18 protein-coding genes are annotated in these 15,625 nt (G+C 63.8%); 4 read left to right on the top strand and 14 right to left on the bottom strand.

The window, feature by feature from the left end; translation table 11 throughout:
- Window positions 1-21 precede the first annotated feature (21 nt).
- From QEP15_RS01780 to QEP15_RS01750, 7 genes are all read right to left on the bottom strand, one after another.
- Window positions 22-561 carry a F0F1 ATP synthase subunit delta gene (locus tag QEP15_RS01780; RefSeq protein WP_056327612.1) on the bottom strand — a complete coding sequence of 180 codons (540 nt, stop codon included), beginning with the start codon at window positions 559-561 and terminating at the stop codon, window positions 22-24.
- A gap of 12 nt (window positions 562-573) precedes the next feature.
- Window positions 574-1,044: a F0F1 ATP synthase subunit B gene (locus QEP15_RS01775; protein WP_008167494.1), complete on the bottom strand. Its 471-nt coding sequence runs from the start codon at window positions 1,042-1,044 to the stop codon at window positions 574-576.
- Window positions 1,045-1,188: 144 nt separating this feature from the next.
- Window positions 1,189-1,431, bottom strand: a complete 243-nt coding sequence (atpE, locus tag QEP15_RS01770) for a F0F1 ATP synthase subunit C (RefSeq protein ID WP_003815363.1) — start codon at window positions 1,429-1,431, stop codon at window positions 1,189-1,191.
- A 118-nt stretch (window positions 1,432-1,549) separates the two neighbouring features.
- A complete protein-coding gene (gene atpB, locus QEP15_RS01765; RefSeq protein WP_056327613.1) occupies window positions 1,550-2,431 on the bottom strand; it encodes a F0F1 ATP synthase subunit A in 882 nt (293 codons plus the stop codon).
- Window positions 2,432-2,513: 82 nt separating this feature from the next.
- Window positions 2,514-2,924 carry an ATP synthase subunit I gene (locus QEP15_RS01760; protein ID WP_366869505.1) on the bottom strand — a complete coding sequence of 137 codons (411 nt, stop codon included), beginning with the start codon at window positions 2,922-2,924 and terminating at the stop codon, window positions 2,514-2,516.
- Between the two features lie 469 nt (window positions 2,925-3,393).
- On the bottom strand, window positions 3,394-4,944 hold the full coding sequence (locus tag QEP15_RS01755) for a DUF1254 domain-containing protein (protein WP_175156453.1): 1,551 nt from the start codon (window positions 4,942-4,944) through the stop codon (window positions 3,394-3,396).
- A 255-nt stretch (window positions 4,945-5,199) separates the two neighbouring features.
- Entirely contained in the window at window positions 5,200-5,976 is a 777-nt protein-coding gene (locus tag QEP15_RS01750; RefSeq protein WP_056327615.1) for an enoyl-CoA hydratase, read from the bottom strand.
- A 27-nt stretch (window positions 5,977-6,003) separates the two neighbouring features.
- Here QEP15_RS01750 and QEP15_RS01745 point away from each other — a divergent pair, with 27 nt between their 5' ends.
- Window positions 6,004-7,776: a M61 family metallopeptidase gene (locus tag QEP15_RS01745; RefSeq protein ID WP_280148366.1), complete on the top strand. Its 1,773-nt coding sequence runs from the start codon at window positions 6,004-6,006 to the stop codon at window positions 7,774-7,776.
- Between the two features lie 374 nt (window positions 7,777-8,150).
- Window positions 8,151-9,107 carry an IS110 family RNA-guided transposase gene (locus QEP15_RS01740; protein WP_280148205.1) on the top strand — a complete coding sequence of 319 codons (957 nt, stop codon included), beginning with the start codon at window positions 8,151-8,153 and terminating at the stop codon, window positions 9,105-9,107.
- Window positions 9,108-9,562: 455 nt separating this feature from the next.
- On the opposite strand, the gene QEP15_RS01735 is transcribed toward QEP15_RS01740, so the two are convergent.
- The 5 genes from QEP15_RS01735 to QEP15_RS01715 all read right to left on the bottom strand — a co-directional run bounded on the left by QEP15_RS01735 (window position 9,563) and on the right by QEP15_RS01715 (window position 12,172).
- Window positions 9,563-9,763, bottom strand: a complete 201-nt coding sequence (locus QEP15_RS01735) for a DUF6708 domain-containing protein (RefSeq protein WP_280148365.1) — start codon at window positions 9,761-9,763, stop codon at window positions 9,563-9,565.
- A 116-nt stretch (window positions 9,764-9,879) separates the two neighbouring features.
- Entirely contained in the window at window positions 9,880-10,281 is a 402-nt protein-coding gene (locus tag QEP15_RS01730; RefSeq protein ID WP_175156450.1) for a hypothetical protein, read from the bottom strand.
- Window positions 10,282-10,303: 22 nt separating this feature from the next.
- Window positions 10,304-10,585: a toxin VasX gene (locus tag QEP15_RS01725; RefSeq protein ID WP_152383233.1), complete on the bottom strand. Its 282-nt coding sequence runs from the start codon at window positions 10,583-10,585 to the stop codon at window positions 10,304-10,306.
- 351 nt (window positions 10,586-10,936) lie between these two features.
- Window positions 10,937-11,089: a hypothetical protein gene (locus tag QEP15_RS01720; RefSeq protein ID WP_175156449.1), complete on the bottom strand. Its 153-nt coding sequence runs from the start codon at window positions 11,087-11,089 to the stop codon at window positions 10,937-10,939.
- A gap of 180 nt (window positions 11,090-11,269) precedes the next feature.
- Window positions 11,270-12,172: an NAD(P)/FAD-dependent oxidoreductase gene (locus QEP15_RS01715; RefSeq protein ID WP_152383232.1), complete on the bottom strand. Its 903-nt coding sequence runs from the start codon at window positions 12,170-12,172 to the stop codon at window positions 11,270-11,272.
- Window positions 12,173-12,293: 121 nt separating this feature from the next.
- Between QEP15_RS01715 and folB the strand changes: the two genes are divergently transcribed.
- Both folB and ttcA read left to right on the top strand, forming a co-directional pair.
- Window positions 12,294-12,653 (top strand): dihydroneopterin aldolase, encoded by a 360-nt coding sequence (gene folB, locus QEP15_RS01710; RefSeq protein ID WP_056565007.1) that lies wholly within the window; start codon window positions 12,294-12,296, stop codon window positions 12,651-12,653.
- A gap of 1 nt (window position 12,654) precedes the next feature.
- Window positions 12,655-13,623: a tRNA 2-thiocytidine(32) synthetase TtcA gene (gene ttcA, locus QEP15_RS01705; protein WP_128827104.1), complete on the top strand. Its 969-nt coding sequence runs from the start codon at window positions 12,655-12,657 to the stop codon at window positions 13,621-13,623.
- A gap of 76 nt (window positions 13,624-13,699) precedes the next feature.
- Here ttcA and QEP15_RS01700 read toward each other — a convergent pair whose 3' ends face one another.
- Window positions 13,700-14,656, bottom strand: a complete 957-nt coding sequence (locus QEP15_RS01700) for a D-2-hydroxyacid dehydrogenase family protein (protein ID WP_217618093.1) — start codon at window positions 14,654-14,656, stop codon at window positions 13,700-13,702.
- A 67-nt stretch (window positions 14,657-14,723) separates the two neighbouring features.
- Window positions 14,724-15,512: a DsbC family protein gene (locus QEP15_RS01695; RefSeq protein ID WP_056319260.1), complete on the bottom strand. Its 789-nt coding sequence runs from the start codon at window positions 15,510-15,512 to the stop codon at window positions 14,724-14,726.
- Between the last annotated feature and the right edge of the window lie 113 nt (window positions 15,513-15,625).

The raw sequence follows: 15,625 nt of genomic DNA, 5'->3' as shown, positions 1-15,625 counted from the left end.
CCTGGAATCCTGTTAGTAGCCTTAAGCGGCGAGCTGATCGCGCATGCGGACCAATTGGGCTTGTACGGAAGTATCGAGCACCTGGTCGCCGACGGCCACGCGCACGCCGCCGATCAACGACGGGTCGACGGTAACGCTGGGCTTGAGCTTGAGGCCGAATTTTTGTTCGAGCGCGGCGACCAGATCCTTGACCTGGGCATCGCTCAGCTCGAACGCGCTGGTGATTTCCGCCTGCGCCGTGCCTTCGTGACGATTCCGCAGCGCGACGAATTGCGAGGCGATCTCGGGCAGCAGCAGCAGCCGGTCGTTTTCGACCAGCAGCTCGATGAAATTACGGGCGGCTTGCGGCAAATCGGCCTTGATCAGGCCGGTAAACAGTTCGACGCGCTGCTTGTCGCCCAGACGCGGATCGGCCATGGCCTCGCGCACGTCGGGGTTGGAGGCGACCTGCGACATTTCGCTGACCAGGTCGGCCCACGCCGGCAGACCGGCCTTGTCGTCGCGCGCTGCGCTGAAGAGCGCTTCAGCGTAGGGCCGGGCAACAGTGGAAAGTTCAGCCATGACGGTCCCGGATTAGAGCTGCGCGCGGAGCTGGTTCAGCAGCTCGGCGTGTGCGCGGGCGTCAACCTCGCGCTTGAGGATCTGTTCAGCACCCTTGACGGCCAGCGCGGCGACGTCGTCGCGCAACGCTTCGCGGGCGCGCTGGACTTCCTGCGCGGCATCCTGGGCAGCCTGCGCCACGATGCGGGCACGTTCGGCTTCCGCTTCGCGGCGGGCCTGCTCGATCAGGGAGGCGGCTTGCTTCTCGGCCTCGATGATGCGTGCGTGGTTTTCGGACTTGGCAGAAGCCTCGATCAGACTGACGCGCGCCTGGGCTTGAGCCAGGTCGGCTTTGCCCTTCTCGGCGGCGGCCAGGCCGTCGGCGATTTTTTGGCGGCGCTCGTCCATCGCCTTCGTCAGGGGAGGCCACACGAATTTCATCGTGAACCAGCCCAGAACGAAGAACACGAGCATCTGGAAAATGATCGTCGCGTTCAGATTCACGGTCGTTCCTTTAACACCTTTCGGCTCCGACCGCACCCGGAAAGGGGCGTCGCGGAGCACTCGATACCTTGCTGACCGGCGATGGAGCCGTTGCTCTCATCGCCGCCAGCGTCATGACCCACCTATTTGCCGGCGGGCGGTGCCTTAGCCGACGAACGGGTTGGCGAAGGCGAACAGCATGGCGATACCCACGCCGATCAGGAATGCCGCGTCGATCAGGCCAGCCAGCAGGAACATCTTCGTTTGCAGAGCGTTCATCAGTTCAGGCTGACGAGCCGAAGCTTCCAGATACTTGCCGCCCATCAGTGCGATGCCGATGCAAGCGCCGATAGCGCCCAGACCGATGATAAGACCGCAAGCGAGGGCAACGAAAGCGACGTTGGTCATGACAACTCCTTGGTTAGAAATCTGAAGTCAAAAATTGAAAAATAAGAGGTACAGCTCAATGCAAGATAATCTTGCTATCCGGTGCCGGCCGGGTGGCCGACGCCGGAAATTCGGGGGATCAGTGGCCTTCGTGAGCCTGGCCGAGATACACCAGCGTAAGCATCATGAAGATGAAGGCCTGGAGCAGAACGATCAGGATGTGGAAGATTGCCCAGATCGAGCCGGCCAGGATGTGGCCGATGCCCAAGCCGATGCTGGCGCCGTTGAAGCCGGTCCAGGCGCCGCCCAGGAGGGCGATCAGCATGAAGATCAGTTCGCCGGCGAACATGTTGCCGAACAACCGCATGCCCAGCGATACGGACTTGGCGGCGTATTCGATCAGGTTCAGCAGCAGGTTGAACGGGGCCAGCACGATGGCGCCCAGGCCATGCGCATGGAACGGCGCGGTGAACAGTTCTTTGACGAAACCGCCCGGCTTCTTGATCTTGATGCCGTAGTAGAACATCAGGAGCAGCACGCCCAGCGACATGCCCATCGGCACGTTCAGGTCGGCGGTCGGGAGGATGCGGTGGTAATAGAGGGGATCGCCGTGCTCAGCACCCAGGCCGGTCAGGCGCCAGATCGAGGGCAGCAGGTCGACGGGCAGCAGGTCCAGCGCGTTCATCAGGATGATCCAGAGGAACACGGTCAGGGCCAGCGGGGCGATGAAAAGACGGCTCTTGGCGTTGTGGACGATGCCCTTGGCCTGGTCGTCGACCATGTCGACGATCATTTCCACGAAGGCCTGGAAGCGGGAAGGAACACCGCTGGTCGCACGGCGGGCAGCGCGCCACAGGAAGAAAATGACGATCAGGCCCATCAGGCCGGACCAGAACAACGAGTCGTAATTGATGATGTCGAACTGAGCAATAGCGCTCTGTTTCTCACCGGTATTGTTCAGATGCACCAAGTGATGCTGAATATACGCGGATTGAGGCGACACGTCGCTGGCAGCAGCCATTTGAACCTATCCTATTTGCTGTATGCCCGGTCCTTGCGAACCGGACGATTCCACGATTTCGTTTGCCGCAACTTACTCGGCGCTAAGACAGCCTGCGGAACATCAGAAGCAGGAGATAGCCTTTCAGGGTGAGTATCAGGCCGAGCAACGCGGCAGGCCACACAAGCCAGTCATGCGTCACACGCGAAAGCAGCCACAACAGCAATGCCGTTGCGAACAACTTGATCAACTCACCAGAGAGAAAGGTAAAGGGACTGGCCTTGCCGGCCCGAACGCTGACAGCCAGGCGCAATGCGAACAACGCATTGGGTATGAAATACGCTCCTGCCCCCGCCAGCGCCGACCAACCTGCCGCCGCCCCTCCTACAACCCCCGCTATTACTGCTGCTGCGAGCCCCATGGCGCCTTGCGCCGCCAATGCCAACAAGAGCCCACGGCTGGCTTGAGCGTTCAGCGCCGCGCGATCCGCGTCACTGAGCACCAGAACTTCCACCGCGTCCGGATCGATCGAATCCTGATCCTGACTGGACCTCAGACCGTGGGGTCTCAGACCTTCGGGTCTTAGGCTTTCAGCCCCCGGACCTTGTCCAGGACCCTGCCCTAAACCCTGCTGTTGCTGCATGGAGTTCTGCCGCATCAAACTTCCCCGCTTAACCTGGCCCTGTGGGAACCGACGCGCTTTATGAAGCGCATGTTTCTTATCCCGCAAGCGTCAAACCCGCAGAGTATAGCTTGGTTTTTTGCACCCTAGCAAATGAACTTTCGGCCGTTTGTAAGGTGGCAACAACGCCTGCTTGCGGCGGAAAAATTGGGGACGAGCGAGCGCTCTGCCGGGCCGTGGCCGCCGGTCCCGCCTCTGCAAGAAAAGGCGCGCGGCCCCTTGTCGGAGACCGCGCGCCTTGTGCGTTCTGGCAGATGCGCGTCGGCAGCGATGCGTTCAGCAGATTCGCGCTTGCCCGAGCTTAGTCTTCCTTGACCGGCGGCGGCGCCCACTGCCCGTCCAGGGCGGTGTTCTGCGGCGAGTACAGGCGCATGCTGAGGACGAACGGACCGTCGGCGGCAGGTGTGCTCACCCAGTTGGCGCGCTTGGATTCGCCCGGATCGCGGCGCTGCACGTAGATGTCCAGCGAACCGTCGGCGTTGTACTTCAGGCCGTCGGTGCTGCGGATCACGTAGCGGTTGGCCGGATTCTCGGCAAAGCCGTACTTGCTGTTGTAGACGTGCAGCGACCAGAGCTGGGCCGGCGGCAGCTGGCCCTTGTCGAAATGCAGGACGTAGTCTTCGCTGGAATCCAGCGGACGGCCCTTGGAATCGGACACGGTCACCGGGTACAGCACGTCTTCCGGCGTGGGCGCGCCCAGACCGGCATAGGCGATGGCCGCACGGCGCGTGTAGTCGGTGCCGTAGGTGCCGATGCCCGTCAGCACCGTGTTCCAGCCGTTGATCGGGGTGGCCAGGCGCGAGACGTTGTCGGCGATGCGGCGGCCGGCCAGGGGTTGCGCGTCGGTCAGCGCCTGCTGCACTGCCGGGCTCAGGCGGCCATACGAGAACGGCTGGCGGTCATCCAGGCCGATGCGGCGCATGCGGTCCAGCATGGGCGTGTCGTTGGCATGCGGCGGGTTGTTGCGCAGCGCGTCGAAGAACACGGCAAAGTACGAGGCGGCATCCATGCCCGCGACCTGCTCGGCCGGGGTGCCGTCGGGCACCGTGACAGCGGGGGCCGGCATGGGCAGGTTGCTGCCGATGGGCGCGGTGCCGATGCCCGAGCCGGTCTGCGGGTACGCGTTGCCGGCGTTGCGGCCGCGCGGCGCGGTGGCGGGCGTCACGGGGACCAGCAGCGGACGCGCGGTCATGCCGGACTGGATCTGATTGACCGCGGCGTAGTCCTGCGGACCGCCCGCCTGTGTCCAGCCGATCAGCCAGCCCATCGCGGTCGGGCTGCGGATCACGTCGACGCCGGCCGGCACGGTGCCGTTCCAGTTCGGACCGACGATGGCGAAGGACTGCGCGCCGTTGCCATTGGTGCGCGTGCCGCGCGAGGCAAAGACGTCGCTCCACATGTCCAGCGCCGACAGCACGGTGTAGCGGCCGCCGGTGTCGGGCAGATTGATGATGAGCGGCGCGCGCGAGACGTCAAACCACAGGCTGGAGTACAGCGCGTCGGCGCTGGGCCAGGGCGTGTCGGCCGCGCGCGGATCCGGGAAGGCGGCCTTGTGGCCGAACTGGTTCATCGGCGCCTTGCCGTCCAGCGGGCTTTGCACCGCCGTGGCCTGGCGGCGCGCCAGTTCCATGAGCACCATGGGATACGCGTAGACGTAGGCATCGATGGCCGTATCGCGCAATTCCGCCTCGCTCATCCGCGGGGCGGCCTGCGGGGCGGCGTACGGCGTCTCGGAGACCAGGCGCAGCGTGGATTGCGGCGATTGAGCCTGGGCGACATTGATGAAGCAGACGCTGAGCGCGCCGGCGAGCGCAGCCGTGGTCAGCCGGCGGGTAGCGATGGGTTTACGCATGCAAGGCTCCTTCTTGATTTTGTTTGCAATCGAGCCGCCGCGCAGGATTTGCCAGTGAAAGCAAACCGCTCTGGCGCGGCACCTCGGGATGACGCTCATTCAGGATAGGGCCGAAGTCTGCAACAAGGTGCTAGCCAGACGTTTCAAGGCGAAACCTGCACTTTGCGCGCAGATGGCCATGAAAAAGCGCGCCTTCATAGGGCGCGCCTGGCAATGCGTGGCCCGCGATTCACGCAGGCACAGCCGTAACAAGGATTAACGGTGTTTGAAGTCGGGTTTGCGCTTTTCGGTGAACGCGGCCATGCCTTCCTTCTGGTCTTCGGTGGCAAAGAGCGAATGGAACACGCGGCGTTCAAACAGCAGCCCTTCGTTGAGCGAACCTTCGAAGGCGCGGTTGACGCATTCCTTGGCCATCATGACCGACGGCAGCGACATGGAGGCGATGACGGTGGCCGCGTCCATGGCTTCTTCAAGCAGCTTGTCCGCGGCAACCACGCGCGACACGAGGCCGGCGCGCTCGGCTTCCTCGGCGCCCATCATGCGGGCAGTCAGCGCCAGGTCCATGGCCTTGGCCTTGCCGACGGCGCGCGGCAGACGCTGCGTGCCGCCCGCGCCGGGGATCACGCCCAGCTTGATTTCGGGCTGGCCGAACTTGGCCGTGTCGGCCGCGATGATGATGTCGCACATCATGGCAAGCTCGCAGCCGCCGCCCAGCGCGTAGCCGGCCACGGCGGCGATCACGGGCTTGCGGATGCGCTTGAGCGTTTCCCAGTTGCGCGTGATGTATTCGCTGCCGTACACGTCCATGTACGACCAGTCTTTCATGGCGCCGATGTCAGCCCCCGCCGCGAAGGCCTTTTCGCTACCGGTGATGACGACGCAGCCGACGTCGGGATCGGCCTCGAATGCCAGCAGCGCGGCGCCCAGTTCGTCCATGAGCTGATCGTTCAGCGCGTTGAGCGCCTTGGGACGATTCAGCGTCAGCAGGCCGACTCGGCCCCGGGTTTCGACCAGTACAAACGACTCGCTCATGAATGTCTCCGGTAATAAGATATGAGCATGAAAAAAAATGATGACGTACCTCCCATACTTTACCGCCTTGCGCCGCACGATCCCGCCGGCCACCGCTACCGGATAACCCTTACGATCGCATCGCCCTCGCCCGCCGGGCAGCGCCTGTCGCTGCCCGCCTGGATCCCGGGCAGCTACCTGATCCGCGACTTCTCGCGCCAGATCGAAACCGTGTCGGCCCGCGCCGGCACGCGTCGCGTGACTGTCGACAAGATCGACAACCACACCTGGCAGGCCGCGCCGTGCGAGGGCCCGTTGCAGGTCGAGTACACGGTCTACGCCTGGGACCTGTCGGTGCGCGGCGCGCATCTGGACGAGACGCACGGTTTCTTCAATGGCACCAGCGTGTTCCTGCGCGTGCACGGCCAGGACCACGAGCCCTGCCTGGTGGACCTGGCGCCGCCGCGCGGCATCGACGGCTGGAAGGTCTACACGAGCCTGCCCGAAGCCGCGGGCCACAAGGGCGCGGCGCGCCGTCACGGTTTCGGGCTATACCTGGCGCCGGACTATGACGCGCTGATCGATCACCCGGTCGAGATGGGTACGCCGCAGGTGTCGCGCTTTGTGGCGCATGGCGCGGAACACGAACTGGTGTTCACGGGGGTGGCGCCGAATCTGGATCTGGCGCGCATCACGGACGACGTGAAGAAGATCTGCGAGACGCAGATCGCTTTCTTCGAACCCCGCACGAAGCGCGCGCCGTTCCTGGACAGCGCGGACCGCTATGTCTTCATGACGATGGTGACGGGCGACGGCTACGGCGGCCTGGAGCATCGCGCCAGCACGGCGCTGATGACGGCGCGCAAGGACCTGCCGGTGCTGGGCCAACAAGGCCAGGGCGAAGGCTACCGGGGATTCCTGGGGCTGGTGAGCCACGAGTATTTCCACACCTGGAACGTCAAGCGCATCAAGCCGGATGTCTTCGCGCCGTACGATCTGTCGCAACCGGACCTGACGCGCCTGCTGTGGGTGTTCGAGGGCTTTACCTCCTACTACGACGATCTGCTGCTGCTGCGCTCGGGCGCGATCACGCGCGCGGACTACCTGCGCCTGCTGGCCAAGACGATCACCAGCGTGGCCCGCACGCCGGGCCGCCACAAGCAGTCGGTGGCAGAGAGCTCTTTCGATGCGTGGACGCGCTATTACAAGCAGGATGAGAATTCGCCGAATGCGCTGGTGAGCTATTACACGAAGGGCGCGCTGGTGGCGCTTGGGCTGGATCTGCTGATCCGCGAGGAATCGTCGGGCGCGCATTCGCTGGACGACGTGATGCGGTTGCTGTGGGATCGCTATGGCCGGGACTTCTATCGAGGCAAGCCGCACGGTTTGCCGGAAGACGGACTGCCGGCGCTGATCGAGGAAGCGACGGGGGTGGACACGCGGCGCTTCATCGCTCGGCATGCGTACGGGACGGCGGATGTGCCGCTGGCTTCATTGCTTGAAACACACGGCGTGAAGCTGCAATGGAAGACGTCGGCCAATATTCCGTCATTGGATGTGCGCACGCGCAAGCAAGGCGACTCGCTGACGCTGGCGACGGTTCTTGAAGGCGGGGCGGGGCACAAGGGAGGCTTGTCGGCGGGTGATGTGCTGGTGGCTATCGATGGACTACGGGTGGATGCGCCGTCGGGGTTGGATCTGCTGCTGGCGCAGTACCGGGTTGGGGATCGGGTGACCGTGCATGTGTTTCGGCGGGATGAGCTGCGGGAATTTCGGGTGAAGTTGAGTGGGCCTGAGGCTACGGAGTGTGTGTTGGTTTAGGGGTGGTGGTACCGGCCTGATGGATTGAGTTCTTAAGGCGTCCGGCATGGTTCGTCCGGCATGGTTCTTAAGGCGCCCGGCGCGGCGTGGGCCTGGGGCGGGCGGGGCTCCGATTGCGGTCCGGAGCCTTCGCTCCGGACTTCCCCGTGCTCAACCTTGTATGGTGTGGATGCGTCTTTCGAAGAAGAAAGGCGCTGGGGTAAGGGACGTTGTCAACCATCAGCCGGTTGCACCCGGACTGCCAGGACGAGAGCATCCCACCCCGCCTCACGCGTCGATAAGGAATCTAGCGGCCGAGACCGCCGATTGATCGCAAGGTAACGCCCGAGGCGTGGCTACCCCAGCGGACTTAACGTATCGCAGGGAGAGCTGTCATGCAAACTTCAGTCGTTTTTATTGGGGTCGATGTCGGCAAGTTTGAGCTTCAAGTAGCCGCGTCTGACGGAGAGATCGTGACGGGCGTCTTGCCTAACAATCGCTCCAGCATCGTGGGCTGGTTAAAGCGTCTGCCGGCCCCTAGTGTGATCGCCATGGAAGCCTCAGGAGGCTATCAAGAGCTCCTGGCTCGTACGGCGCATGAGCGTGGATTTGAGGTTTATGTCCTTAATCCGACCCACGTCCATCATTACGCCATCTCTTTGGGGAACCGCGGCAAGACAGATCGACTGGATGCCGCCGTCATCGCGCAATACATCGCGCAGCATCACAAAAAACTGCATCGTTACGAACCGATATCTCCAGAATTGCAGGAAGTCAGAGCACTTCAGGCGTTGAGATCGACGGTGGTCCGAGTGGGCACATCCTTGCGATTGTCGGCTCAGCGACATGGTTGCGTAAGCAGCCATCAGAAGAAGGCTCTCGCAAGTTTGACGGCGTGGTCAGATCAGCTCGAACGGGAAATGATTGCCAAGATTAAGGCCCAGAGTGACTGGGCCAAGACATACGGTCTGCTCACCGGCATATGCGGCATAGGACCGATAACCGGCGTTGCCCTGACGAGCTTGTTCAGCCGGATCGACTTTGCCAGCAGCGATGCGGCGGTCGCCTTCTGTGGCCTGGATCCGAGGCCGCACGAATCCGGAAGAAAAGTCGGTCGCCGCCGACTAAGCAAGCAGGGCGATAAGGCGGCGAGGACATTGCTCTACAACGCGGCTAGCTCAGCGGCGCGCACGGCACAATTCAAGGATTACTACGCCATGCTCAGGGCTCGAGGGCTGGCCTCGACTGCCGCCTTGGTCATAATTGCCCGCAAACTCTTGCGGATCGCATACGGGGTATGGCGAACAGGCCAACCCTTTGATCCAGAGAAATTGCGACCGTCAATTACTTGACCGAGACCATAGAATCTCGTACGCCTTCGGCTCCCTTCGGTTTCCGCCGGGCGCATCTAAACGCCCCGCCCACCCCAGGCCCACGCCACACCGGGCTCTGCGGTTGAATCTTTACGGGCGGCGGGGGGAGTCGGGTTCTTGAGGTTCTTGCACGCAGTCGTTTGGGAGAGAAGCGTCTTGCGGTGCCCGTCCCCGTTCGGCCGCGCGGGCGGCCTTCGTGGACTTACGCGGCGTCTTGCGTCGTAGCGATGACGCTTCGCGTGTGGCTGCGCCTGCCCTAGGTGTTTGACACCCTGGTGAGATTCCCGTCATGCCAAGTGCGTCTCCCTAGGGTGTCAGACACCGGCAGAAGTGGGCGTCCGCCAATCGAATGTACCGGGGCTGTGGAGCTGCAGTAGCTGGGTGGCGAACGGTCCCTTCTGGAAAGCGAATCCAGTCTTCGGCCTCAACCGGCTTCATGGTGCCGTTCGTGATTCAAGATCCATATCCGCCGGCCACTGAACCTTTGGGGCCAGGCGCAAGGCGATGTTGTAGGGAGCGACGTCATTGGCATCGCGAGGTTCGGCACGATCGGGGTCGAGGCCGTTGATGCCGTTCTGCATATAGGCGCACACATACGCCCAGAAGTTGGAGGTGTTCGCAGCGTCGGTGTTCAATTGGAAGCGCGTCGGAGCTCGCCATAGCAGCAGAGGGGGCTCAATGAGAGGGTCATTGGGGCCCGGCAGATCACACTGCCATCCGGCGCACGGGGGACTTAGCTGTGGTCTCGCCATCAAATTTCCTCCGTGATCTCGATAGCTGCGAAGCCGGTGCTGTCGTCCTTATCCGGCCAGAATGCCACAGCAAATGTTGCCGATTTAATCGTGTTGATCGGATCCAGCCAGTATCGGCCGCTGAGAATCGGCCGTTCCGATGTTGGTTTCGTCTCGCCGACCAGCGTGTAGTCGGGATGATTGAAGTCCGAAGTTTGCACGCCGTGGGCGGTATCGTTAACTTGCCCAGATGCCATGACGTGCGAAGACAGAGTAGGACTTCGTTTGCCATCTTGTGCGAGGCCAAAGCGCTCGGTAGTGAGGGTGAAGCGGTAGCGGGATCGTACGGTATCGAAGCCAGGTAGGATCGCCCTATAAACAAGCGCTTTTGTCTGTATTACCGCGCCGCGGTTCTTGAGCACTTCAATGTCTTCGCTATAAAGCTCATCTGAACTGGCGCAGATAGCCTTCCGGGGTGACCTGATAGGCATGCCAGATTTCTTTGTCCAGCAGCACATAGACATACCCCTGCCGCAATACACGCAATGCGGTCTGAATGGATTCGTGACTCAGTGCGCCATGTTGCTTGAGTCCGTCTGTGAGCGGCATGACTGCAAGCCGTAGCGGCAGGATCGGTAAGCCGGTACGTTCACACGCGCTGCACGTGCCGGTGGGATTGGGCGCCGCCTGGCGCCGGGCCTGGGTCAGGGTCTTGCTGATGCTCATGTGTAGCTCGCGGCGGGAGGTAATGACGCAACGATGCGCTGCCACGCACAGACGTCGTAGTTTTTAAAGCGCGCACGGGTTGTCCTTGGTGCCAAGCGGCACTACCGCTTTTAGAAGCTGTCGATACTGCGTGTAAATCAAAGGAGTCTTATTAGTGAACCGAATTGATCTGGTGTTAGCAGATGCTTGAAACGATCCGATTTATCTGCCGCAGTATCCTGAGCGACAGCACGTGACGAACGCCGACAGCGCTAATAGGTTGGGCGACGGCGGTCACGTCCAGGCACAGCGCAGCGGCCGATCCGACGGCCAGGGTTGTGAAACGTAGCTTCTTTGCCGGGCGCTCGACGTTTACGCGTAGCGCGGCACGCCCTCACCGTCCAGGACGATCGTGCACGGCGCTTGCGTGAAGTGCAGCGGCGCGCCGGTGACGGTGCGCAGGAAGGATTCGCTGACGCCCGCCTTCATGGCGTGCACCTGCTTGGCGCCGACGGTCAGGTCCATCGCGGCGCCGGCCCGATTCTCCACGATGACCCTGCCCCAGCCTGGCCGACAGCTTGTCGGCGATGCGGCGCGCCGAGATGTCGATGGTGCCGCCGGGCGCGGCGCGGTCAAATGCCTATTCTGGAATCCGGAGGTGTGGGTTCGCCTGGGCTGAAGAGCGCATCGTGGCCCGCGGCCCGTTCACGCCCCCGCGCGCTCCCAGCGCCGCTGGATGGCCTTGGCGGCCACCACGCCGTCGGCCATCGAGGTCACCACGCACGGGTGCATGCGGTGCGCGACTTCGCCAATGGCGTAGATGTCCGGCACGCTGGTCTCGGCGGTGGCGAAGTCGGTGCGGATGTAGCCGCGCTCGTCGCGCGCCAGGTGCAGCGTGTCGGCAAACGCGGCCTGCGGTTCCCAGCCGTAGAAGACCAGGATCAGGTCGTACTGGCGGCCGTCCACGCTGCGCGCGGCGGGATCGACCTGGTAGGGCCCGATGTGCACGCCTTCGGACCCGGCGCGCGTGACCCACTGCTGCTGGGCGCGCACGCTGCGGGCATACAGATGAACCGTTCGCGCGCCGCGGTTGCGCACGTAGACGAAGTTTTCAAAGGCGTTGTCGCCCCCGCCCAGCACGGCGACCGACAAACCCGAATAGTCCTGCGCCACGATGGGTGAGCCGGGGCCGATCAGCACGCCCGGCCAGGACGCGCCCGGCGGATGGCCGGGCAGGCCCTTGGCGCGCACGCCCGAGGCGATGACCAGGGTGCGGGCACGGGCCAGGGTCTGCTCGCCGTCGGGACCAGAGAGCGTGGCCTCGATGCCGCCCTTGCACGGCCGCACGCCGGCGACGCGGGTTTCCAGCCGTAGGGGCACATTGGCGGCGCGCACGCTGGCGTCGATATTGGCCGCGACCTGCTGGCCGGTGACGCCGGGCAGGACCGCGATCCAGTCGTCGGCAAACGGGTTGTCATTGCCCAGGCCGCCCAGGCGGGCGCTGGCCTCGACCAGCAGCGGCGACAGGCCCAGGCGGGCCAGCCAGAGGGCGCAGGAGGCGCCGGCCGGGCCGCCGCCTACAATGACCGAATCGTGCATCTGTTGCATTTCACCCCTTATTGACTGCGCCGGCGCCTCGCGGGCGCCCGGACATGGCCGGATTGTAGCCAGCGCGTCACCCCATCCGCCGTCGCCTTACAATTCGGGCTATTCCACCCAGGTTTTCATCATGCCCACTCGCCGCATCATTCTTTCCGGGCTTGCGCTCGACGCCCGCATCGGCATCCTCGAGCACGAGCGCCGCGCCACCCAGCCCCTGCACGTCGATGCCGAATTCGACGTCGACATCCAGCGCTCGGTGGACGACCACGACATTCACAGCGTGCTGGACTACCGCCGGCTGCGCGAGGCCATCGTCGAGGAATGCACGCAGGCGCACGTGAACCTGATCGAAACCCTGTCCGAACAGGTCGCGGCGCGCCTGCTTGCCGACTTCCAGGAAATCCGCGCGCTGCGCCTGCGCATCAGCAAGCCCATGGCCTTCTCCGACTGCGCGGCGGTGGGCGTGGAAATCCAGATCAACCGCTGACATGAACGATATCGCTCCCCCCGGCGTGCAATTTCGCACGCCCGCCGATGAAAAAGCCCGGCACGAAGGCAACAAGCTGACCAAGCGGCTGGCGCGCGAGACCACGCGCGCCCTGTCCGACTACAACATGATCGAGGAAGGCGACCGCGTGATGGTCTGCCTGTCCGGCGGCAAGGACTCCTATGCCATGCTGGACATCCTGCTGCAGCTCCAGAAGCGCGCGCCGTTCAAGTTTGAACTGATCGCCGTGAACCTGGACCAGAAGCAGCCGGGCTTTCCCGATCACATCCTGCCGCAGTACCTGAAGGAACTGGGCGTTCCCTTCCACATCGAGACGCAGGATACGTATTCCATCGTCACGCGCGTGCTGGAAGAGGGCAAGACGATGTGCTCGCTCTGTTCGCGGTTGCGCCGCGGCATCCTGTACCGCGTCGCCTCGGAATTGGGCGCCACCAAGATCGCGCTGGGCCATCACCGCGACGACATCCTGGCCACGTTCTTCCTGAACCTGTTCTACGGCGGCAAGGCCAAGGGCATGCCGCCCAAGCTGGTGTCCGACGACGGCCGCCACACGGTGATCCGCCCGCTGGCCTACGTGGTCGAGTCCGACCTGATCGCCTACGCCGAGCTCAAGCAATTCCCGATCATTCCGTGCAATCTTTGCGGTTCCCAAGAGAACCTGAAGCGCAAGGAAGTGGGCCGCATGATCAAGGAATGGGACAAGCAGCACCCGGGCCGGTCGTGGAACGTGTTCAACGCGCTGTCGCGCGTCGTGCCCTCGCACCTGATGGACCGGGACCTGTTCGACTTCGTGGGCTTGAAGCCCACGGGCGTGCCGGACGCCAACGGCGACACGGCGTTCGATACGGTCGACCCCACGGAAGACGCGGACGAAGCGTGCGGCGATACGCCGACGGCGTTGGAGCCGGGCGCGATCATCGAAAAGAAGGTGATGTTCTCGCGCGGGTGATGCGGCGCAGGACAAACAAACAAGGGGCTGCGATTGCAGCCCCTTTTTTTTGCAGCCTTGCGCTTGCGCTGCAGAATCAGGCGTTCAGCACGCGGATCGGCGCGCCCGCCGCCCATGCCTTCACGGCTTGCAGGCAGTTCTGGTAGAACGCCTCGAAGTTTTCGCGGCTGACATAGCCCAGGTGCGGCGTGAGGATCACGTTGTCCAGGTCGCGCACGGAGTCAGTGGGCGACAGGGGCTCCTCGGGAAAGACGTCCAGGCCCGCGCCGGCGATGCGGAATTTCACCAGGGCGTCCATCAGCGCTTCCTGGTCGACAAGACCCGCGCGCGACGTGTTCACGAGGTACGCGGTGGGCTTCATGGCGGCCAGCGCGGTGGCGTCCACGATGTGTCGGCTGCGCTCGGACAGGATCAGGTGCAGGCTGACCACGTCGGACGTGGAAAAGAGCGCGTGCTTGTCCACGCGCGTGACGCCGGCGGCCTGGGCGCGCTCATCGGTCAGGTTGGGGCTCCAGGCCACGACGTCCATGCCAAAGGCCAGTCCCACCTTGGCGACTGCGGCGCCCAGCTTGCCCAGGCCCACCACGCCCAGGCGCTTGCCGGCCAGCGGCTCGGGCATGCCGGTCTGCCACATGCCGCGGCGCATGGCGGCGTCTTCGGCGGGAAGGTGCTTGAAGAGACCCAGGATGTGCGCCCACGCGAGTTCCGCGGTGGCGGTGTTGGCATCGGCGCTGCCGGGCGCGCCGGACACGACGATGCCCTGCTCGGCGCAGGCCTGCATGTCGATGGCGTTGTTGCGCATGCCGGTGGTGACCAGAAGCCGAAGCTTGGACAGCGCGCGAATGCGCTCGGCGGGGAACGGCGTGCGTTCGCGCATGGCGACGATCACGTCGAAGGGCGCGAGCGCGGTTTCGACCTGGTCGTCGGGGATGAAGTTGTTGAAGATCTGCACCTCGGCGTCGCCGCCCAGCGAGGTCCAATCCGCATAGCGCCGGGCTACGTCGTGGTAATCGTCGAGAATTGCGATTTTCAAGTCTTGTCTCCGGGAGGGATGGCGCTTGCCGCGCCCCCCTTTCCCGGGCCGGCGCGACGCGCGCCGGTCAGTTCAAACGGGCCTTGAGCTGGTCCAGCGGCAGCGCGCCGCTGATGCGCGAGCCGTCGGCGAAGAACAGCGTCGGCGTGCCGCGCACCATCAGTTGCTGGCCAAGCGCCAGCAGCTTGTCTTCGGGCACGTCGCAGTTGGCGGTGGCCGGCGTCTTGCCGCGCAGCATCCAGTCGTCCCAGGTCTTGCCCTGGTCCTTGGCGCACCAGACGTTGCGCACCTTGACCTTGGAGTCGGGCGACAGGATGGGATAGAGGAAGGTGTAGACGGTCAGGTTGTCCACGTCTTCGAGCGTCTTGCGCAGCTGCTTGCAGTAACCGCAGTTGGGATCTTCAAAGATCGCGACCTTGCGCGAGCCATCGCCCTTGACCTGCTTGATCGCCAGATCCAGCGGCAGTTGGTCGAAGGTGACGGCGCTGAGCTTTTCCTGCGATTCGCGGGTGACGTCGCGGCGCGTGGCGGCGTCGATCAGCGGTCCTTCCATGACCCAGGTGACGCCTTCGTCGGTGTAGATCAGGTCCATGCCGAGCTGCACTTCGAACAGGCCATAGGGCGTGCGGCGCACGGTCGTGACATTCATGCCCGAGAAACGCTGCTGAAAGCGCTCCTTGACGGCGGCCGACTGCGGATCGAGTTCGGTGGTGGAGACACTTTTCTCGCCTTTGGCCGCCTGACCCACGGACTGCGTGGAAACGGACTTGGCGCCCTGCGCTTGGGCCGTGGCGGACAAACCGATGCCCGCGGCGAGGAAACAGGCCGCCAACGTGGCGGGAATGCGGAATTTCATCGGTACTCCTGGTCTTGTCAGTCGTGTGTCTTGCCGGAAAGCGTAACCGATCCGGGAGGGACAGCCGCGGCAGGCGGCGGGTGTGCGTATCCCTATCAGACGGCCGCCGGCCG

Source organism: Achromobacter mucicolens, assembly GCF_029866465.1.
In the GTDB taxonomy this organism is placed as follows: Bacteria; Pseudomonadota; Gammaproteobacteria; order Burkholderiales; family Burkholderiaceae_B; genus Achromobacter; species Achromobacter mucicolens.
The sequence above is the reverse complement of the archived record's forward strand: the minus strand, read 5'-3'. Positions and strand labels throughout refer to the sequence as shown.

Coding starts and splice junctions, on each gene's coding strand:
- QEP15_RS01780 (WP_056327612.1), bottom strand. CDS start 561: ATGGCTGAACTTTCCACTGTTGCCCGGCCCTACGCTGAAGCGCTCTTC.
- atpE (WP_003815363.1), bottom strand. CDS start 1,431: ATGACCAACGTCGCTTTCGTTGCCCTCGCTTGCGGTCTTATCATCGGT.
- atpB (WP_056327613.1), bottom strand. CDS start 2,431: ATGGCTGCTGCCAGCGACGTGTCGCCTCAATCCGCGTATATTCAGCAT.
- QEP15_RS01755 (WP_175156453.1), bottom strand. CDS start 4,944: ATGCGTAAACCCATCGCTACCCGCCGGCTGACCACGGCTGCGCTCGCC.
- QEP15_RS01750 (WP_056327615.1), bottom strand. CDS start 5,976: ATGAGCGAGTCGTTTGTACTGGTCGAAACCCGGGGCCGAGTCGGCCTG.
- QEP15_RS01745 (WP_280148366.1), top strand. CDS start 6,004: ATGAAAAAAAATGATGACGTACCTCCCATACTTTACCGCCTTGCGCCG.
- QEP15_RS01740 (WP_280148205.1), top strand. CDS start 8,151: ATGCAAACTTCAGTCGTTTTTATTGGGGTCGATGTCGGCAAGTTTGAG.
- QEP15_RS01725 (WP_152383233.1), bottom strand. CDS start 10,585: ATGAGCATCAGCAAGACCCTGACCCAGGCCCGGCGCCAGGCGGCGCCC.
- QEP15_RS01720 (WP_175156449.1), bottom strand. CDS start 11,089: ATGGACCTGACCGTCGGCGCCAAGCAGGTGCACGCCATGAAGGCGGGC.
- QEP15_RS01715 (WP_152383232.1), bottom strand. CDS start 12,172: ATGCAACAGATGCACGATTCGGTCATTGTAGGCGGCGGCCCGGCCGGC.
- folB (WP_056565007.1), top strand. CDS start 12,294: ATGCCCACTCGCCGCATCATTCTTTCCGGGCTTGCGCTCGACGCCCGC.
- ttcA (WP_128827104.1), top strand. CDS start 12,655: ATGAACGATATCGCTCCCCCCGGCGTGCAATTTCGCACGCCCGCCGAT.
- QEP15_RS01695 (WP_056319260.1), bottom strand. CDS start 15,512: ATGAAATTCCGCATTCCCGCCACGTTGGCGGCCTGTTTCCTCGCCGCG.